This is a genomic window from Moritella viscosa (assembly GCF_900120065.1).
GTDB lineage: Bacteria > Pseudomonadota > Gammaproteobacteria > Enterobacterales > Moritellaceae > Moritella > Moritella viscosa.
Genome location: NZ_FPLG01000033.1, coordinates 82,014 through 103,122, shown reverse-complemented (window position 1 = coordinate 103,122; position 21,109 = coordinate 82,014). Strand labels below are relative to the sequence as shown.

The 21,109-nt window shown below is 39.7% G+C and carries 13 protein-coding genes and 1 pseudogene; 6 read left to right on the top strand and 8 right to left on the bottom strand.

Annotated elements, in window-relative coordinates; translation table 11 throughout:
* The 6 genes and pseudogenes from BT797_RS23785 to BT797_RS04895 all read left to right on the top strand — a co-directional run.
* Positions 1 to 274 (top strand): annotated as a pseudogene (locus BT797_RS23785) (hypothetical protein); the annotation flags it as partial.
* Positions 268 to 2,001, top strand: coding sequence for a BatD family protein (locus BT797_RS04915; RefSeq protein WP_075471232.1), 1,734 nt, complete (start codon positions 268 to 270; stop codon positions 1,999 to 2,001). The pseudogene BT797_RS23785 and the gene BT797_RS04915, both read left to right, overlap by 7 nt.
* 331 nt (positions 2,002 to 2,332) lie before the next feature.
* Positions 2,333 to 3,349 carry a class 1 fructose-bisphosphatase gene (gene fbp / locus BT797_RS04910; protein WP_045109710.1) on the top strand — a complete coding sequence of 339 codons (1,017 nt, stop codon included), beginning with the start codon at positions 2,333 to 2,335 and terminating at the stop codon, positions 3,347 to 3,349.
* 600 nt (positions 3,350 to 3,949) lie between these two features.
* Positions 3,950 to 5,269, top strand: a complete 1,320-nt coding sequence (locus BT797_RS04905; RefSeq protein ID WP_075471231.1) for an outer membrane protein transport protein — start codon at positions 3,950 to 3,952, stop codon at positions 5,267 to 5,269.
* A gap of 114 nt (positions 5,270 to 5,383) precedes the next feature.
* Positions 5,384 to 6,676 carry an OmpP1/FadL family transporter gene (locus tag BT797_RS04900; RefSeq protein WP_075471230.1) on the top strand — a complete coding sequence of 431 codons (1,293 nt, stop codon included), beginning with the start codon at positions 5,384 to 5,386 and terminating at the stop codon, positions 6,674 to 6,676.
* Between the two features lie 323 nt (positions 6,677 to 6,999).
* Positions 7,000 to 8,421: an OmpP1/FadL family transporter gene (locus BT797_RS04895; RefSeq protein WP_075471229.1), complete on the top strand. Its 1,422-nt coding sequence runs from the start codon at positions 7,000 to 7,002 to the stop codon at positions 8,419 to 8,421.
* An 80-nt stretch (positions 8,422 to 8,501) separates the two neighbouring features.
* On the opposite strand, the gene BT797_RS04890 is transcribed toward BT797_RS04895, so the two are convergent.
* The 8 genes from BT797_RS04890 to topA all read right to left on the bottom strand — a co-directional run bounded on the left by BT797_RS04890 (position 8,502) and on the right by topA (position 20,957).
* Positions 8,502 to 9,083, bottom strand: a complete 582-nt coding sequence (locus tag BT797_RS04890) for a histidine phosphatase family protein (protein ID WP_075471228.1) — start codon at positions 9,081 to 9,083, stop codon at positions 8,502 to 8,504.
* Entirely contained in the window at positions 9,080 to 10,309 is a 1,230-nt protein-coding gene (locus BT797_RS04885) for a glycosyltransferase family 4 protein (protein WP_082276010.1), read from the bottom strand. Before BT797_RS04885 ends, BT797_RS04890 begins: the two co-directional genes overlap by 4 nt.
* Positions 10,302 to 11,531, bottom strand: coding sequence for a glycosyltransferase family 4 protein (locus BT797_RS04880; RefSeq protein ID WP_075471227.1), 1,230 nt, complete (start codon positions 11,529 to 11,531; stop codon positions 10,302 to 10,304). The genes BT797_RS04885 and BT797_RS04880 overlap by 8 nt, the downstream gene beginning before the upstream one ends.
* Positions 11,532 to 11,615: 84 nt before the next feature.
* Positions 11,616 to 12,767, bottom strand: a complete 1,152-nt coding sequence (locus BT797_RS04875; protein WP_045109704.1) for a glycosyltransferase family protein — start codon at positions 12,765 to 12,767, stop codon at positions 11,616 to 11,618.
* A 47-nt stretch (positions 12,768 to 12,814) separates the two neighbouring features.
* Positions 12,815 to 13,993, bottom strand: a complete 1,179-nt coding sequence (locus BT797_RS04870; RefSeq protein ID WP_075471226.1) for a glycosyltransferase family protein — start codon at positions 13,991 to 13,993, stop codon at positions 12,815 to 12,817.
* Positions 13,994 to 14,110: 117 nt separating this feature from the next.
* Entirely contained in the window at positions 14,111 to 16,471 is a 2,361-nt protein-coding gene (locus tag BT797_RS04865) for a mechanosensitive ion channel family protein (RefSeq protein ID WP_045109702.1), read from the bottom strand.
* Positions 16,472 to 16,762: 291 nt separating this feature from the next.
* Positions 16,763 to 17,656, bottom strand: coding sequence for a porin (locus BT797_RS04860; RefSeq protein WP_075471225.1), 894 nt, complete (start codon positions 17,654 to 17,656; stop codon positions 16,763 to 16,765).
* Between the two features lie 634 nt (positions 17,657 to 18,290).
* The gene (topA, locus tag BT797_RS04855; protein WP_075471224.1) at positions 18,291 to 20,957 is read right to left on the bottom strand and encodes a type I DNA topoisomerase; all 2,667 of its coding nucleotides are present in this window, start codon (positions 20,955 to 20,957) and stop codon (positions 18,291 to 18,293) included.
* Between the last annotated feature and the right edge of the window lie 152 nt (positions 20,958 to 21,109).

Here is a 21,109-nt window from a genome sequence, read left to right as displayed (position 1 = left end):
TCAAAGCCAGCAAGACAGTCTGAGCCAGCAAGACAGTCAAAGCCTAGCAGGTCAACAAGATGAGTCCGATGATGGTGCTGAGGAAGGTAGCAACCAAAGTTTATCAGCAACACAGCAGACGCCATTAGAAAAAGAGCAACAAAAACGCTTACAAAAATGGCTACGGAATATTCCCGATGACCCTTCGCGGTTATTAAAAAATAAAATGTATATAGAAAGTCAGCAACGTAAAGCTGAATCAAATCAGCAAAATAGTTCGGAGCAAATATGGTAAAGGCAATTCAGACACGTAGCCGTGTTTCTAAATTCTCACTAATGGCGAATCTTCTCATTCTTACAGGCTTGTTATTTACACTTAGTTTTCAAGCGAGTGCAGCATTAAAAATAACAGCATCCGTCAATCAAAACCCGATTGTGCAAGGGAGTAGTTTTATCCTCGAAATCCGTGCCAATGAAAGTATTAGCGCCAGTGACTGGGATAATTCAGCACTACTGGCTGACTTTGTCGTGGGTAGAACTTCAATTAATAGCCAATCTTATAATATCAATGGCAAGTCATCCCATATCACATCACTTACAACCGTATTAATGGCAAGAAATATAGGTGCTTATACCATTCCCGCCTTTACAATTGATGGAGCTACAACACAACCGATTAAAATAAATGTCATCTCATCGGCGACTGCAAGTAGCCGCGGTCTCAATAACCGAAATATAGAATTAAAAGTAAATATTTCGGAGAAAAATATTTATGTTGGTCAGCAGTTCATCTATACGACAACCTTATATTTTGCGCAAAATACCAAGATGCAATCTGGCAACCTCATCGAGCCAACAGTGGTAGACGGCGTAGTAAAACAAATAGGCAAAGATGAAAATGCCAGTCAAGTCGTTGACGGTAGACGCTTTGAAACAATCACACGTCAATATTCCATCACAATTAATACCGCGGGAAAAACAACTATTTCACCAAGTCAGTTTGAAGGCCAGGTAAGTACAGCAAAGCGCGGCTATCGTTTTGGACCTATAACACCAGTAATTATCCAAGCTGACACTTTAGATGTAAATATACAGGCACAACCAAAAGACTATAAAGGCGAATGGCTAGTCAGTGACTTTGTTCAACTCAACGAAGAGTTACAACCATCGCAAGAGAACTATCAACAAGGTGAACCAATAACCCGAACGATCACACTAACGGTTGCGAATGTAGATAAATCAGCGCTACCCGATTTAGCTATTAGCTGGCCCCAAACAGTCAAGATCTATCCTGACAAACCACAGTTGACAGACTTTGCACAACAAGGCCATTACTTCTCGCAGCAGGTATTAAGTTTTGCCATCATACCTAATCAACTTGGTGAACTAACACTACCAGAAATATCAGTGCCTTGGTTTAATAGTAAAACACAACAACAAGAATGGGCGACGCTACCCGCTAAAACAGTAACCATACTACCGAGTGAAAATAATATAGCTAATCAAAATGACCAAACTCCACTTCTGACATCTAACGATAGTAATCAGGAAAATATACAAACCCTATCGACAGCACCAACTGAATCACCATTATGGCGTTGGTTAACTTTTATTTTTGCGGGCTTGTGGATATTAACTTGCGTAGCTTGGTTTATCTTACGCAAACGCAGGCATAAAGCGCCTAGCCCCGAAATAACCGTTGCAGCTAAAACAGATAATATCTGGCCACAATTACAAACCGCACTGAAGAATAATGATGCCAACCAAAGTAGCCAATTATTGCATTTGTGGTTTAAGCAGTGCTGGCCTGAAATCAAAAATCCACAACTAACCTCACTGCCGATGAGTAAAGAATGCCAGCAAGCTTGCCAAGCTCTATTTACGTTTACTTACGGTAACAACGCTGAAATAACGAATTGGAATGGACAAGTATTATTAGCACAATTAACCAAACTTAAAGGCTCGAAAAACACAATAACAAAAAAACAACAACCCGAGATAAAAACCGAGCTTAACCCATAGGTTTTACTGAAAAAAGACAAAATTGGCGCTTTAACATGGCGCCAACTTCGTTTAAGAAAATAACAACACGCCCATAAAGTTCGTTTTCGAACATAAAAAACACATAAATTAATGTTCGAACATTAAGCAATATATCTCTACTATGAAAGTTTAAGATTCATATGAGCATTTAAGGCTTTCAAGTGAAAGAATGTCAGCGTTAACTGAAAGTTAACAAGTCATTTTACAAATTACATACATTTATCTACAACCCACACTAGATCTCCCCCCTAAAAAAGCGCAAAATAGCAGTAGCTATCGGATTTAATTATTGCTTTATTAAGGAATTGGAATGTCAATACATAAAACACTTGGTGAATTCATCATTGAAAATCAATCTGATTTTCCACATGCAAAAGGTGAATTAACAGCATTATTAAGTGCAATTAAACTTGCTGCTAAAATTGTAAACCGCGAGATCAATAAAGCAGGCCTAGTTGACATAACAGGTGCAAGTGGCATTGAAAATATCCAAGGCGAAGAGCAACAAAAATTAGACATGTATGCGAACGAAGTATTTAAAAATGCATTGATTGCGCGTGGTGAAGTTTGTGGTATTGCTTCTGAAGAAGAAGATCATTATGTATTTTTCGACAACCAAAACAGCCGTAATGCTAATTATGTAGTATTAATGGATCCACTAGACGGTTCATCAAACATTGATGTAAATGTATCTGTTGGTACCATTTTCTCTATTTACCGTCGCATATCACCTGTTGGCGGTCCAGTTTCAATGGATGACTTTTTACAAGTTGGCCGTAAGCAAGTTGCAGCGGGTTATGTTGTATATGGTTCATCAACTATGCTGGTATTTACAACCGGTAATGGTGTTCATGGTTTCACTTATGACCCATCAATTGGTGTATTCTGCTTATCTCATGAAGCGTTAACCTTCCCTAAATCTGGTAAAATATATTCGATAAATGAAGGTAACTACAGCAAATTCCCACTTGGTGTGAAGAAATACATTAAGTATTGCCAAGAAGAAGACGAAACAACCAACCGTCCTTATACTTCACGTTATATTGGTTCTCTCGTTTCTGATTTCCACCGTAACCTGCTTAAGGGTGGTATCTACATTTACCCACAAACAGCACAAGCACCAACGGGGAAACTACGCTTATTATACGAGTGCAACCCAATGGCTTTCCTTGCTGAACAAGCTGGTGCACTAGCGACAGATGGTTACACACCGATTCTAGATCTAAAACCGACAGAATTACACCAACGTGTACCTTTCTTTACAGGTTCTGTAGACATGATGGAAACTGCACATCAATTTATGGCAGAGTTTAAAGAAGAAGCTTAATTGTAACTCTTTTTAAGTAATCCTTTGAAGCCACGTCATTCTCTCTTAGAGAAAATGACGTGGCTTTTTTGCTATAAGGTTTTGTATTTATACCCAAGCGACTTCAAGATGCACTATCAGCAAACCGAACGGTGAGTATATTATAAACAATAACATAGCAAAATGTGACATACGTGACACTTGACAAAGAAATGTCTCAAAAAAGATTGACACGGTTATATGATATAGATCACAAATTCAAACATTGATTTTGACTTGATAGTGATAAGAACAACTACTCTAATTTATTTGATAGCGATAACAATTTAATAACAACACGTGTACGCTGAAATAAACCATTAACTATCAGCGACTTAACCAACCACCAACCATCAACTATTTTTTCAATTAAACGTCAAGCCTTAATAACCAAACATTACACACTGTGATTATTCTTAATTACAAAACATGAACAAGCAGTTACTATTTATTCATACTACCGACAACTGGTCTGACCTTGATACTTAAAGAATAAACAAAAGGAACTTTGTTTTTCTATCTCAGAGATCTAAACCAGTAACGAGTTAACCAAAATAAACTTATAAAGATGAGTAATTAACTATGTCTAAATTAAAAAAAACAACGCTTGCTACAGCTCTACTGCTGGTAACTGCACAATCTTCTGCTGCTGGTTTCCAAGTAAGCGAACATTCAGCATCTGGTCTTGGACGAGCTTTTGCTGGTGAAGCAGCCGTTGCTGATAATGCATCAGTACTTGCACGCAACCCCGCTGCAATGACACGCTTTAAACAAGCTGAATTATCTTTCGCTGGTTCTTATGTTGAGCCTAATGTTGATATTACAGGTGTGAAAGATACTAGCGTCGGTGCAGTTTTAGGCCGTGATGTAAACGAACTAAATGCTGATGATATGGTACATAGTGCTTTTGTTCCTGCTACATATTTTATCCAACCAATCAATGATAAATTAACTTTTGGTCTTGGTATTTTCTCAAGCTACGGTGTAACAACTGAATTTGAGGATGACTATGCGGCCGGTGCTGCGGCTGGTAAAACTGACTTATTAACATTAAATATCAATCCGAATATTGCTTTTAAAGCAACTGAACAACTAAGTTTAGGTTTTGGTGTTAGTGCTGTTTATGGTAAAGCCGCAATCAAGCGTAACTATGGTGATATCATTGCTGCAGGAGGTTTTTCTGCCGCTAAAAAGAATGGTGCTAGTGACGCAGACGCAGCCGCAACCGCAAGAGCAGTAAACAACCCAGGTAAAGAACTCTTCCTTTTGGAAGGTGATGCATGGGCTATTGGCTGGAATACGGGTGCATTATATGAAATCAATAAAAATAACCGCATTGGCTTAGCTTATCGCTCACAAGTAGATCTTGACTTTGAAGGTGACTTTACTGGTGTAACAAGCGGCGATAATAAAGTTAAAGCATCACTTGACCTTCCATTACCTGCCACAGCTGAATTTTCTGGGTATCATGCTTTAAATGAATCATTTGCTGTATCTTATAGCGTACTTTGGACAGAGTGGAGCAAGTTTGAAGAACTTCGAGCAACAAGTTCATCTTGCAAAGATGGCGAGTGTTTCTTAAAAGAAGAAAGCTTTAATGACAGTATGCGTTATTCTATTGGTGCTGAATATACGATAGATAAAGTAATATTACGCGCAGGCTTCGCTTTAGACGAGTCAGCAGGTGAAACTACACTAAGTATCCCCGAATCAGATCGCTTTTGGTATACAGTAGGTGCAACATATAATGCAAGTAGTAATCTAAGCCTTGATTTTGGTGTTGCTTATATCTATGTAGAAGAAGTTGAATTTACAGAAACGCCAGTTCCAGGTATGGAATACGGTTTTAAATCTTCAGGTGATGCAATCATTGCTTCAGCACAAGCAAACTACCGTTTCTAAGCGTATTTAGCTAAGTAACTGAATACTTAAATACAGTAATAAAAATAGCGTCTTATGGCGCTATTTTTATTTTCGACTAACCTTAAAATAAAACATTATTTTAGGGGTATCAATATGATAAAAAGTTGTAGCCGTGATTCATCCATCACCTACCTAAGCGCTCTCCTTAGTCTCATATTTTATTACAGCCCTTCGACATATGCAGCATCATACCAATCCTCAACAACCTCAGCCATAGAACTCAGCAATGCTGGTGCAGGCGCGGCAGCAGACACGACTAACCTAGCAAATATAGCCGTGAACCCCGCGATCATAGCTGCGTTTTCATATCCAAGTATGGCTATCGCAGGTATCTTAATTCAATCTGAAAAAGACATTACTGGTGAGTACTATTCCAATGGTGATCCTGAAGCATTGGATAACGCTGGAATCGGTGATAATTATATCGTCCCTTCTGGCTACTTTGCATTTCCCATTAATGATAAATGGTCACTTGGGTTTGCTACTTTTTCTAATTATAACGTCCGTAACAACTATGATACTGAATATCCCGTAGGTCTTCTTGCAGGGCGGAGATCCTTATTCACCTATGAAATTAGCCCAAATATAGCACTCAAATTAACGGACTATTTTTATGTTGGTGCGGGTGTAAGTGCTATTTATGGTAACTATCAATTAACAACAAACTATGGCTCACAAAATACCAATAATCCGAGTCAGATTTATCAAGATTATAATGGTACGGGTATCAGTTTTAGATTTAATATCGGCATACTTTATCAACTAAACACACATCACCAGTTTGGGCTATCCTATCGGTCTGCGAGTGATATTGAAACAGAAGGCCCATTTACCACATTGGCGGGTAATAATGATTTAGTATTTCAAGATACGACAAGGCTGACGATGGCAATTCCAAGTGAATTAACATTTTCAGGCCTTCACCTACTTGATCAACGACTATCAGTACAGTATTCATTCGCTTGGTATGGATGGGAAAGCCTAAATTCCATTTCGGTATCACATCCAGATTGCCCTGCTAATTCGGGGTTTAACCTACCGCAAGGTCAATGTTTGACAGAGTCAGTTAACGCAGAGGATAGTTGGAAAGTTGCATTCGCCGTTAACTATAAATTAAATGATGTAGTCTGGTTACGAAGTGGGGCGTCAACAGAAAAATCAACTGAAAGCGCAACCTTCTCGATTCCCTTTGATAAGAAAACAAATTTCAGTGTTGGCTTATCCTATTATGCAAGTAATTCATTAAGTTTCGATATAGGCCTTACTTATGTCAAATATGAAACCACGCGAATTAAAGATACTGTTGGCCAAGACAGCTTTGATATAAGTACAGAGGGCAATAGCACGATACTTGGATTTCAACTAAATTATCAATTAATAGAATAACCCACATGGATAGAGTGTAGGCTCTAACTTATTGTATCTAAAAAGACGGTTAATACTATTATCACTAAAACACATTAGAAAACATTAATACTATAAAATGCATGCTAAAAATAGCCACAATCCGATAGTGAACGCACACTTTAAACGGTCATTCTAATTTTTATTGTATTACTAACAACATCCCTCTTCCTCTCGCATAAACATACCACTATTTCTCTATAATAAGTTCCACTCAGGTAGCAAACGTGCATCAATGCGTTTCGAGTAAATCTGTAATAAACATGGATGTATTTTACATAATTTATATGAGACAGGGATTAGTCATGCAAAAATCAAATTTGTTCAAAAGAAGTGTCGTATCTAGATCGATAGTTGAATCGATAGTTAAAGCAACAATAACAGCAACAATTTTAGCTAGCGCTCAGGCATCAGCCGCAGGGTTCCAAGTTAACGTACAATCAGCGTCAGCACTCGGTAATGCTAACGCGGGTTTTGCAGCAAATACGGACAATGTCGCAGTGATTGCGACTAACCCTGCGGCTGCCGCCTCATTTAACAAGTTTGCGTTTTCATTTGGTGGGGCTTATATAGATCCAACAGTGGAGACGACTGGTGAAAACACTCCACTCGCCCCTTACTACGCCAGTTTTAATAACGGGTTTGGGACAAATTACAGTGGACCAAGTAAGTCTGATTATGATGTTGAAAACTCTGTAAACCCAGCAACACTCCCTTCTGTTTACGCGGTGCTTCCTGTCGGTAATAAACTCGCCATTGGTTTAGCTGGATACACAAATTATGGTACCAACACTGAATTTCCGGATAGTTATGCAGCAGGGCTACTTGGTGGCTCCACCCACTTAACGACATTTAATTTAAATCCAAGCTTAGCAATTAAATTAGGCAGTAAAATACGCCTAGGTGTTGGTGCACAGATCGTCTATGGATCTGCTGAACTTGAACGTAACCTTGGTGATGCTGCCGCACTTGGTGCGATGCAAGGCATTTCGGCCGCAGCTCAAGCTGGGGCGACGCCAGCTCAACTTGGCGGTGCAATTGCAGCAAATAACGCTCAATTATCTGGACTAGCAGGCGGTTCTCAAGCCTTTATCATGGAAGGTGATGATTTTGGCTTTGGTTGGAATGCAGGCCTGTTATTTGACTTGAGTGATAACCATAAAATTGGTGTCAGTTACCGTTCAGAAGTAGAGCTCTCGTTTGAAGGAGAATACTCAAACTATCAAGGCGCTAACTTAGAAGGTCAGTTAGATTTATCATTACCAGCTATGGCAGAACTCGGTGGATATCATCGTTTTGGTCATATAGCTCTACAATACGGTGTTGTCTGGACTGAATGGAGCAGCTTCGATGGCCTGCGAGGTCTGCTAGCTCAAAATAATGACGTTGTATTATTTGAAAAAGGTTATAACTACGAAGATAACATCCGCTATTCAGCTGCCCTATCATATTACTTAGGCAACAAAGTGATATTACGCGCTGGTTACGCATTAGATGAAGCAGCCGGCGATACGACAATAAGTATTCCAGACTCTGAGCGCCAGTGGTACACCGCTGGTCTAACATTCAAAATAAGCAAAACACTTTCTCTTGATTTAGCGGCAGCTTATATCGTAGGTAAAGACACATCATTCACTGAAACAGACACAAATACAGGGCTAACATACGTGTTTACCAATAAAGCCGAAGCGGTTGTCGGTTCTGCACAAGTTAATTTAGTTTTTTAATACTAATATATTATCACAATATCAATAATAGGCTCTCTTAACAATTGGGAGCCTTACACAAACTGGCTTGAAGTACACGCTTATAACGGAATATTAAGCTCAATAATAGACCAGTTCCCGCGATCAAAGCAAAAGTGTTGGGCGCAGCGATAATTCATTTTATGCTGTGCTTTTCCTAACATGTTCCAATTCGTCGCGAGTGCATATATAGCGCGGATAACACCTTTATGACTGACGCAGCCTATATGCTGATCTTGGTTATCAATAGCCAAAGACTCAACCCAAGTGCTTACTCGCGCAGCAACCAATCTTGGTGACTCACCATTTTGTGGGCACAAATCTAACCCTAGCGCTTCTTGTTTAGCAAAGTAACTTGGATCTTGAGCGCTTAATTGCGGTAAGGTTTTACCTTCCCACTCGCCCCAACTCATTTCAATCAAAGCCATTTCGGCCAGTGCATCAACACAGAGTAATTCGGCCGTTTGTTGGGCTCTTAACAGCGGACTGTGAAACCATTGTAGCGATACCAAATTCGATGGTAACTGATAAGCGTTAATTTGTTGCCTTCCCGCCTCATTCAACGGAATGTCAGTACGCCCCTGTAAACGCCGTTCAAAGTTCCATTGCGTTTGCCCATGACGGATGAAATAAACATGGATCATATCTTATCCAACGAATTTGATATCGCATCTTGAATGACACAATTGAGCTGCCGCGCGCTGGCCTCAATAGAATGATGTTGAATAATATACTGAGTGGCCGCTTGTTTCATGGCTTTTAATTTTTCATGATTTTGCAGTAAACTATCAATCATTACTGACATTTCTTGCGCGTTATACGCATCAACCAAGATACCTGTAACATGGTTATTCACAATTGAGCTAACGCCCCCCTGATCACCAGCAACAACTGCAACGCCTCCTTGCTGAGCTTCTAAAAATATCATGCCCAGCGCTTCATTTATCGCTGGCCAAACGAGTAATTCGAAGTGCGGTAATAATTCTCGTATTTGACTGCTTTCAAGTGTTCCTGCGAATTTGACTTGCTGGTGTTGAACAAAAAGAGATCGGACTTCAGCTTGCATCACGCCATCACCAATAATCAATAACTGGTGAGGCTCTTGTAACAAATCGGCCACTGAACTTAACTGCTGATAGGAATGATATTTATCGCCACTGCGCATCATTGCAATTGTAATAAGCCAAGGTAAATCACTCTCTAAGCCATATTTAGCAGCGATACCTTCTCGCGTTAAAATAGCGGTTAGTTCACCGCTATTTTTGCGTGCCTGAGAATGCTCAATGTTTACATAAGAAGCCTCATCATTAACAGGGTGATCATCGATAAAAGCATTCAGTGACACGAGTGGAGAGTGATATTGCTTCTGCGACCGAGAATAGAAGTCAACAAGTGCTATTTTATCTCTTGGGTTAATACAGATGACTTTGCTCGCGAGTTTTAATCCTGCAGCCACTTGCTGGTGATACAGAGCCCAGCCCCCCTTGGCACGTTTCTCTGCCCATGAAGCTTCCGCCACAATGTAAGGGATATGAAGCGCCTGACAAATGATTGGGCCTATTAAATCAGGGGCTTTGTAATACAGATGATAACTAAACCAAGCTTGCGGTTTAAAACCTTGCTTGTTCCAGCGACGCATAATTCTAGTCGCTTCTTTTTTAGCAACAATAATCAAGCGTTGTTGACGATGACTATCACCTCGCTTATCAAAAGTGCGCAACTGACTCGCAAGTTCAACATGATAACCGCCCTGCTCCAACGCACGTATAAATAAACGCGCTATTTTTCGGTCACCCGAAGGTATCGGATGTAAGGGCGATTTAAGCGGCGCATAAAATGCAATGCCTATTTTTACGCTTGTATCAGTCACGGCTATCAAAAAGCTTTTCTAACTGGTCGATACCAATTTTGACATCAAAGCGTCGATGAAGTTGCTTCTGCCCCTCTAATCCTAGACGTTCTCGTTTTTCACCATCACGTAATAATGCCTCTAATGCAGCAGCAAGTTGATCAACATTGTTCGACTCAACTAATACACCATTTTCACCGCTATCAATCAGCTCAGGGATACCTGAAATATCCGTCGCCAGACAACATACTGACAGGCTTTGTGCTTCCATCAACACATTAGGCATCCCATCTCTGTCACCATCAGCAACAATCTTACTCGCCAGTACAAATAGGTCACTTTCACGATAAGCTTCAAGCACGGTTAATTGTGGCTGTGCACCTTGCCACTTAATATGTTTCTCAACACCTAGTTTTTTAGCCTGTTGTCGCAAACTCTTTAGAATACCGCCACCACCGATATGTGTTAGCTGCCAATGTAAATCCTTTGGTAGCTTAGCTAACGCATTAAGTAAATCATCGTAACCCTTCTTCGGTACCGCGCGACCAACACTGATGATTTTAACCGGATGATCAGCCGAACTGCCGTTAACATTAGCGCGAGATAGCCGCTCTACATGTTGAAAACGAGTAAAGTCTAAACCGTGGTAAACCAAATGTACCTTGCTTGGATCTTGAGCAAGGGATTGTAAATACTGATGGTTCGCGGCAGTACACGTAGACAACCATTCTAACTCTGTCAGTTTTTCGGCAAGATCCCACTTTTCTGATGTCCAAATATCTTTGGCATGTGCAGAACATGACCAAGGGAGATCATTAATTAATGCGGCATAGCGTGTGACTGATGCTGGCGTATGTAAAAAGTGAGCATACATTTGCTCGATACCGTCAGGCATTTCCGCAGCAAGTACTAAACCTTGACCAAAACGACGAATACGTCCACGACTTGTATCTCGCCTCAAATCCATGGCAAATTGTTTCATCACCTTACTTAATGAATAACGCTTCACTACATGAGCAAACGCTTTTAATACACGTAATGGTTCATCATGTAAATATTCAGGTAAATAAACTACATCAGCTTCGATCTGTTGATGAATAGGGTGTGCACTCGTATCTGTCGGATGACGTAATGAAACTAAGGTAATATCAAATCCACGTAATTCTAATGCACGAATTTCTTGTGCGATAAATGTTTCAGAGAGGCGTGGATAACCTTTAAGTACTAATGCTATTTTTTTCACTACTGACTTACCTTAAACTTTGATAATTAGAACGTTATGAAACGTCATAAAACATATATCGAGCTTGAACATTACTTTAATGACTTACGAATGCCTTGAGGTAGCCCATTCAATAAGCAATGTCGCACTTTTATGGGCGCCCTGATTGTCGATATTAACCTTCTTGGCTTTATTCTCAACTGCGTTATTAATCGCATATTTTAATGTCTCGACACTCAGTTCATCATTTTTTACTGATTGTAATACTCGACCTTCAACCAATATTTCACTTCGCGCTAACTGCTCAGTTTCACCTTCACCTTCGAACGGTATTACGACTGCTGGCACTTCGGTCAATAATAGGTCCATCACAGTGTTATAACCCGCTCTTGAAATTGACACATATGCATTATTCAATGCTTTTAAAAAGTCATCAGCGAGATCTACTACTTGTAAGTTTGATTGTTGCTGCGCTTTAAAATAAGCTTTGTCGGCACTGTCCATGTTTGGACCTGTAATCAATAACCACTTTTTATCCGCTGCAAACCCACTATCAAATAACGCCATCACTGCAACTAAAATATCTTTACCGATACTGCCGCCTCCGACAGACACAACTATCGTATCCCGTGTTTTCTGCGACGTATCACCATTTTCCATAGTCGGACAAACATATCCGGAATAACTGATTTTATCGGCAATCATACCGGCAACGGGAAAGCTTTTTTCTAATGGATAAAAATTTTTATCTCCATGCACTAATACATGCTGGTAATACGTTTGTACAAGGTTAACGTACTCTTGTTCTCTTATAGTTGAACGACGCTGCAAAATATCTCGGATAGAAGAGACGAGTACAGGGGGATTACTTTGTGATTTAGCCCAATTAAGTAGTGGTAACAACTCAAAGCGCATTTGCCTGCGACCAAAAGGATAAGTCTCTGTGACAATTAAGTCTGGTTGTAATGTTTCACAAAGGGCCAATAAAGCTTGCGTTCGTTCTTTTTTATCATCATCAGTGACAGGAGTATTATCTGCTTTAACTAATCCGCTAAAACCTGAGTCCGCACTTTTAACTGCTATTAACTGGTGCATAGTCGCATCACCAAAAGACATACTCGGAACGGGCATGCCACCGAAAATAACATCAACATGAGCACCTTGTTCACACAATGCTTGAACAATAAGAGAAGAGCGACGAACATGGCCAATACCTAATAAGTATTGCACATAATACATAATACGTGGCGCAGACATATACCTGATTCCTTACTAAAAACAATAAATTAAAAAACTAGATTAGATTATTTCGACACCAACTCACCAAACCTCTCGGCAACAAAATCTAAGCCATTCAGTAAATTATCAAGCCTATGTGTACTTGGTTTATCTTGTTGCAATAATTTAATAATACTGTCACGCATCAGTTCAGTTGAACGCTCAGACTCCAAATCAAGCATAGATAACAGGCCAACGTCTGCTGCATTACTCGCTCGAATTAGTTGCTCTTTGCGTGGGTAGCTTCGAGGTAAAATTAATGCACGCTTATCAAACGACAGTATTTCACAGAACGTATTGTAGCCACCCATGGCAATAACCGCCTCAGCTTCGGTCATCAAATGCTCGAGATGATTACTGAATGTGATCGCATCGACATGCGGCAATAACTCTGCACGATGCAAAAACTCATTACGATCTGCAGCGGGCATAAAAGGGCCAAGTACAAACAAGGCAGGCATTAGTGTTGGGCTACTCTCATAAGCACGTAACACCCAGTCAATCATCTCAACACCATCACCACCACCACCAGGGGTGACCAAAATATAAGGGCTATCAGGAAACTGAATGGAATCGGTATCGATCTTTTGTGGTAACTGCCTTGGCAAATAACCAGTAAATAAGGTTTTATCTGTGACAACTTGCTTTATATCTAGCCCCTTTAATGGATTAGATACCTCTGCGGGACCATAAACCCAAAGCTCATCATAAAAATTTTCAAGTAATGGCATCACATTTTTTTTCTGCCATTCTTTTTTTAAAAGCTCGGGAGAATCCATCACATCACGTAAACCGAGAATACATTTAGTATTAGTATCTTTAAAATAGGCTAACGTACTAACGACTTCATCCTTCAATCCACCAGGCTCTTTATCGACAAGAAAGATATCCGGTTTGAAGACTTTAGACGTATTCAAAATAATGGCTTCACGTAATGCCAAAGTATCAGCAAGATCGATAAGTAAGCCAAGTGAGGTGTATTCTCCATTGTGGAGCTTAATGACACCTGGTATACGAATAAAATCAACACGGGCTTTAAAATCAAAGCGACCAATAATCGGTGATCCAGTAATAATTAAAACAGATAAGCCCTTGTATCGATCAACAAGCTCATGCGCGATAGTTCTACAGCGGCGCAAATGCCCAAGACCAAAAGAGTCATGACTATAAATAAGCAAACGGCTATTATTCAATTTACTGCGCACTTGAATTCTCTTTAACTAAATATTATTAAGATCGACAAGGTTATCAAAAAAGAGTTACCTAAGATAGCGTACAACTCACTTAATAACCCATTCATTTTATTAAAAATAAACACTCGATTAGTTATAATCAGAGTCTATTTTATCGTTCTTTTTTACCTCAGTAGAAACACTTAATGCGGCAGCTGCGCCCAATGTTTCGGCAAGTTCATCATTTTTTTCAATGATATCCTCCAGACTTTCTTTGTCTGCATGCTGAGTTAGCACATGAACAGAGCGATGAGCAAACTCAATGCCATTGGCTTTTAATGATTCTTGCACAAGTCTAAAGGCTTCACGACGAATAACCCATTGCTCTCCAGGTACGCAAGTAAACTTCATCCGGAAGATAAGCGCAGACTCCTCTACCCTCGTCACTCCTTGTGATTTCAACGGAAGTAGGAAATGTTGCCCATATTCAGGATGTAATAACATTTTTTGGCCCACTTTTTTGATCAACTTACGCACCTTTTCAACGTCAGTTCTATAGTCTAACCTGAACTCTAACTTCTTTGTGATCCAGTCACGTGATAAGTTACTTACGGTCGCAATTTCACTAAAAGGAATCGTTTGTATAGCGCCAAGATGATGGCGTAATGTAATTGAACGAATGGAGATACGCTCGACGGTCCCACGTAGACTCGCGGCCTCAATATATTCACCCCGGCGAAATGCATCATCAAGCAAAAAGAAGATACCTGAAATCACATCTTGTACGAGTTTTTGAGCACCAAAACCAACGGCTATACCAACGATACCCGCACCAGCGAGTAACGGTGCTATTTCAACACCCATAATACTCAAAATCATCAATACGACACATGAAAACAAGAACACTAATAAAAATGAACGGACAAGCGGTAGCAATGTTTCTGAACGAGATGCACCAGTGCCACCACCTTCACCTTCAAGCGTTGAAGTACCTGAGTCATTATTCACGCACGCATCGTAAGGAAGGTGACGCTCAATCGCAGACTGAATAATTTCCCAAACAGCGAATGCGATAATAACAACAACGATAATATCCACAAACATTTGAATAAAACCACCAAGACTATTCGCTAATTTCTCCCAGGCGTTATGATCAAAACTAGCATCAATATGGTAGAAAATAACAGCGATGAATATGATACGAAAAGCAATAATGACTCTGCGGATAAATTTATCACAACGCATTTCAAAGGAGTGGCTTTGCAACCATGTGATACGCTTGAGCTGATTAAGTAGAACAAAGATCAACCGGTCTAATATAGGATAAGTAAACGTTAACCACCAAATAGGCGTAAAGTTATCTGCTTGCTCGTAATAGCCTAAAAATTCGTACATAGCCCAGAATACCCAAGCCACAAACAACCAAATAGTAAAAATGGTCGCCCAGGTTTGACGTAAAAACCGGGTAAATGCTGAACTAGTTTCTTTTTCATCAATAAACATACCTTCAATAGTTTTACGGTTAAACCAAATAAAGGCAATTGATAAAATATTTAAGATCATTCCTGTTGCTGGAATAATCAGTGCAAATAGGATCGTATCTAACGAGAATAATATGAGGACATACCAGGATGTTGTAATAGTAAGATATATCGACATAAAAATAAGAATTGACCAATACAGTCGAGTCGCCGACGAACAGTCAATTTTAAACAATCGATTACCTTTAGCATAGGGAGCAAAGACAAGTCGTAATATAATCATTAATGCACGTATTTTAACAACAAGGCCTAGCCCATGCAGACTTAATACGCGAAATGGGTCGGTTTCATTATAGTTGTAAACTGCAATCAGCGCGGCAGTTAAGGCGAAAATAGCAATGCCTACATATTGAAAAAATCCGCGCATGAGTATGTAATCAAGATTGTCTTTAAAACTAGAGTTTTTTTCTTTCGCAACGCTCTCAGAAAAAGAATCCATTTTCAGACTAACAACACGCTCTACAATAAAACCAGATACAAGCATCAACACAAAAATAGTAAACAAAGAAGTAAAACGCCCAACACCTTCTTCATTCGTCAGATTATTAATCAATTGCGCTTGGTGTTCAGGCCACAACGCCAAACTGGCTAATAATTTTTGTTTGCGATCTCTTGCGTCCATTAAAAAAATAAAACGAGCCATCTCATCATTGCGATAACCATATTCTTTATTATTCTCATTCAGTGCCGACGCCTCTGTAACACGCCAGTTTTTCGCCTTACGCGCATTTTTTCTATCTGCAACGAAAGGGCCATTATCATTATCTACAGATTGGTAGTCAGCCGACAGGTAATCGATCTTATTACTTGCTGGGCTGGTATTTACTATATCAATCGTTTCTTTTGTCAGTGATAGCTCAGGCCCCTGTGCATAAACAAAACTTGTATTACTCAGCATCAAGAGCATATAGATAAATATTGTAGCGACGAGTGTGCGACTAAAGGCGCTTGAGGTAATACGCTTGGGCATAGTAATAACCAAATATTGATTGATAAGAATAACTATAGTATCAAAACTTTATAAACGAATGATATGGTAATAGCACATATTATTAATGAGTAAAAATACCCGTTTGGTGAGTAGGCAGATTAAAATTAGTGAATATAAAAGTAAAAGGAAGTAAACATACTTTCGAACTGAACATGAAAAATGATGGGCTTTAAGCATTCAGTAATCGAACGCTTATAAAAAAACCGTCCACTTTAAAGCGGACGGTTTCATTAGTCAGTGTTGTTTATAGCAACGAATCAACAGGGTTGATTAGAAGTATACACGAGCACCTAACCATACAGTTTCGTCTGAGTTAGCTTTTGCATCGCTATCGCTAGAATTAAATTCTACGTATGTTTTTACGTCTTTAACGATTTCGTAGTCAGCACCGATTACAAGTTCAGAACCATCAACTTTTGCAACTTCTAGGATATCGTACATAGCGTATACGCCAGCTTGACCTAGTGCGTAATGAACACCGATACCGTATGCAGAAGTATCAACATCTGCAACTTCCAATGTTTGGTACTGAGCACCTAATGTTAATGCGTCAAGAGCGTATTGTGCGCCAACGATTAAAGCAGAGTTATCAGAACCAGCTGCATCAGCATCATTTTTGATGTTGTAAGCAAGACCAAGAGACAGACCTGCAACTTCGTATGTACCACCGATAGAGTAAGTATCTTGGTCAATTAAACCAACAACTACTGATGCGCCACCGAATGTTTTAGTATATTCAAGTTGATCTTGTGTATCTGAACCAGCTGCTGCATCTTGGTGGCTATAAACGCCATTCTCATATGAGAAATCATTCATTACTAAGTCATCATTTAGACCAAGTTTTTTACCAAGAACAAGTTTACCGTATACGTCATGTTCGAAACCAACGAAAGCCTTGTTGACGAATAGTGTATCACCATCTTTACCGTTGTATTTAATTTCCATCTGACCGAATGCTTTAACACCGTCGTCTAGTTCTTTAACTGCTTTAATGTCAAAACGTGAACCAGCATCCTGGAAGTTAACGTTATCAGAATCAGCAATAACAACGTTACCACGGAAAGAACCACCTAAAGAAACGGTAGTACCTTCGTTGTTATAAACTTCAGCAGCGTTTGCAGCGCCAGCTAGTAAAATTGCAGTAGCAAGAATAGTCTTTTTCATTTTGAAATCCTTTATGATTTATAAGTTAACTCACTCATTACTTAAATCTCTCTCTGAGATGATTCATCTAATAATGATCGGTTAAACCAAGAGTTAATGTATTCTAACAAGTAGCGAGTTAAACCAACAATTCATCTGATTAAGCCATTTGAATAAGATTTAACAACTACGCTTAAAACTTGGTATAGATTATACTCACAATATATTTTTGAAAACTATAAGGAAAATCAATAAGAGATCAAAAATAAGATCACGGACACAAAAAAAGGTAAGACGTCTAGAAAGAACTTGACAGCAGGAATTACAGCCACACCTAACGAGAGCTATTTTCAAGCTAAGTGGTTAAAAAATACGCCGCGGTGAGTTTACTATTCTAACTATTATATTTCATCGGTAACTATTCAGAACAATCAAATGCTCAAAAGTTCAATCTAATGTGCAGATAATTATTTAGGGTTAGTTCCTAGAATAGAATAATATAAAATTTTGGCAAGGTTAATTTTTTTTATCTATATATAGGCAGAAAAATATAAGTCGAAAAGTACATAAAAAAATACCCCAGCAATGCTGAGGTATCTTATAACCACTTAATGACCTAAAAAGACATAGATTTGGTGCTAGAAAGAATCGCTAACTACTTTTCAGTTGCTGGCTTTTTCTTCTTCACAGCTTTCTTCTTCTCTTCTTCAACCCACTTACCATCGATATAATGCGCAGTCCAACCCGTGGCTTTCTTCTCCACTTCGGTCATTACATATTGTTCTTTGGTCTTACGGCTGAAGCGTACTATCGCTTTATTACCTGCTGGGTCTTGCGCTGGCGCATCTGCTAAGTAATAAAATTTCGATGAGATACGGTCTCTAAAGCGAACTAACTCTTCAATCAGCGGAGCACGTGTCTCACGAGATTTAGGGAAAGTATTCGCCGCTAAGAAGATGCCCGCAGCACCGTCACGTAGTACAAAGTAAGCATCCGACTTTTCACATTCCAATTCAGGAAGGAAAACAGGATCTTCTTTTGGCGGCGCAACTTCACCACTTTTCAGGATCTTACGCGTGTTTTTACATTCTTCGTTAGTACAGCCCATGTATTTGCCAAAACGGCCATTTTTAAGCTGCATATCAGACATACAACGGTCACACTCAACCACTGGGCCATCATAGCCTTTTAGCTTGAATTCACCTTTTTCGACTTCGTAGCCCGTACATTCTGGGTTATTACCACAAACGTGCAATTTACGAGTTTCGTCGATCAGGTAGCTGTCCATTGCAGTACTGCATTTGGGACAACGACGTTTTGCCATTAATGCTTCAGTTTCAGCGTCTTCATTAAGTAAATCAATCGCTTCTTCGCCTGATACAAGGTTAATGGTTTTCTTACAACGCTCTTTTGGTGGTAAGTTATAACCAGTACAACCTAGGAATACACCTGTAGTTGCAGTACGGATACCCATCTCACGTTGGCATGTTGGACATTCGATATCCGTGATAACCATTTCGTTCGAGCGCATACCGCCTTCAGGCACTTCAGCACCAGCGGTGAGCAGCTGTTTCTTAAAGTCACCAAAGAATTCATTAAGTACATCAATCCAATTCAGTTTGCCTTCAGCAACACCATCAAGTTGAGACTCCATGCTTGCTGTAAAATCGAAGTTCATTAACTCTTCAAAACTTTCAGTAAGACGCTCAGTAACAATCTCACCCATTTTTTCAGCGAAGAAGCGACGGTTTTCAACTTTTACATAACCACGATCTTGAATTGTCGAGATAATCGAAGCATATGTCGATGGACGACCAATACCACGTTTTTCTAATTCTTTAACCAATGACGCTTCATTAAAGCGCGCAGGCGGCTTAGTGAAATGTTGTAGTGGGTCGACAGTAATCAGCTCTAGCGCTTCACCCACTTCAAGTACAGGTAAATTACTTTCGTCTTCAGACTTCTTGCTCATTGGTGGTAACGCTTTAGTCCAACCAGGGAAACGCATAGTACGTCCCTTCGCGGTAAGCTGATACTCGCCAGCAGCAATCGTCAATTTCGTTGAATCGTATTGTGCAGGCATCATCTGACAAGCAACAAACTGACGCCAAATTAGTTCGTATAATTTCTTCGCGTCATCATCCATGCCTTTCAAATCGCCTGACATAACATTTACATCAGAAGGTCGGATCGCTTCATGGGCTTCTTGCGCGCCTTTTTTAGACCCGTATAAATTCGGTTCTGCAGGTAAGTAATCTTTACCGTATTTTGTTTCAATGAAACCGCGAGCACTCTCTACAGCGTCTTTACTCAAGTTTGTTGAGTCAGTACGCATATAAGTAATGTAACCGCCTTCATATAAGCGCTGTGCCAGACCCATTGTACGTTTAACGCCATAGCTATGACGCGTACTTGCCGCCTGCTGTAATGTTGACGTAATAAAAGGGGCTTTAGGCTTGCTGCTTGTCGCTCTGTCATCGCGTTTTAATAACGAATAACTGGCGTTTTGTAAGTCAGTAACCGCTTTGGTTGCTTGCGCTTCATTAACAGGTTTAAATGTTTCACCGGCATATTTAACCGCTTCAACACGTAATGGCTCACCCAGAGAGGTTACTAAATCTGTATGAACATCCCAGAACTCTTCTGGAATGAACGCTTTAATGTCGCGCTCTTTGTCTACGATTAAACGTACCGCTACCGACTGAACTCGTCCAGCAGATAAACCGCGCGCAATCTTTTTCCAAAGTAACGGCGAGACCATATAGCCAACAACACGATCTAAGAAACGACGCGCTTGTTGTGCATTCACACAATCAATGTTCAATTCTGACGGTTGCTCAAATGCTTCTTGGATCGCCGTTTTTGTAATTTCGTTAAACGTGACACGCTGGAAACGTGAATCATCACCACCAATAATTTCCCGCAGGTGCCATGCAATAGCTTCCCCTTCGCGGTCCAAATCGGTTGCGAGATAGATAACATCTGCTTTTTCAGCAAGTTGTTGTAATTCAGCAACGACTTTTTCTTTACCAGGTAAAATCTGATACGTTGCTGCCCAGTCATTTTCTGGGTCTATTCCCATACGCGAATATAACGATTTTTTATCACGTTTTTCTTTAAATGCAGCTTTAGCTTCTGGCGTCATTCCTTTAGTTTGTTGCGCAAGCGTCGGTGCACCCGCTCGTTTTTTGGCTGCCCCACCACTTGTCGGTAAATCACGTACGTGGCCCACACTTGATTTAACAATGTAGTCTTTACCGAGATATTTATTAATGGTCTTCGCTTTTGCTGGCGATTCCACAATTACCAGAGATCTTCCCATACAGACGGATTCTTTTAATTTATGAATAATATGAAATTGATGAATACAATTGATAATTTATCGATTAAGGATAGTCAAAAAGCATCATCTTATATTTGTACTCTATTTATATATATACATTGAATACACTTATAGTAGTCAATAATTTTTTA

Coding starts and splice junctions, on each gene's coding strand:
- BT797_RS04860 (WP_075471225.1), bottom strand. CDS start 17,656: ATGAAAAAGACTATTCTTGCTACTGCAATTTTACTAGCTGGCGCTGCA.
- BT797_RS04905 (WP_075471231.1), top strand. CDS start 3,950: ATGTCTAAATTAAAAAAAACAACGCTTGCTACAGCTCTACTGCTGGTA.
- BT797_RS04875 (WP_045109704.1), bottom strand. CDS start 12,767: ATGTCTGCGCCACGTATTATGTATTATGTGCAATACTTATTAGGTATT.
- topA (WP_075471224.1), bottom strand. CDS start 20,957: ATGGGAAGATCTCTGGTAATTGTGGAATCGCCAGCAAAAGCGAAGACC.
- BT797_RS04895 (WP_075471229.1), top strand. CDS start 7,000: ATGCAAAAATCAAATTTGTTCAAAAGAAGTGTCGTATCTAGATCGATA.
- fbp (WP_045109710.1), top strand. CDS start 2,333: ATGTCAATACATAAAACACTTGGTGAATTCATCATTGAAAATCAATCT.
- BT797_RS04865 (WP_045109702.1), bottom strand. CDS start 16,471: ATGCCCAAGCGTATTACCTCAAGCGCCTTTAGTCGCACACTCGTCGCT.
- BT797_RS04900 (WP_075471230.1), top strand. CDS start 5,384: ATGATAAAAAGTTGTAGCCGTGATTCATCCATCACCTACCTAAGCGCT.
- BT797_RS04915 (WP_075471232.1), top strand. CDS start 268: ATGGTAAAGGCAATTCAGACACGTAGCCGTGTTTCTAAATTCTCACTA.
- BT797_RS04890 (WP_075471228.1), bottom strand. CDS start 9,083: ATGATCCATGTTTATTTCATCCGTCATGGGCAAACGCAATGGAACTTT.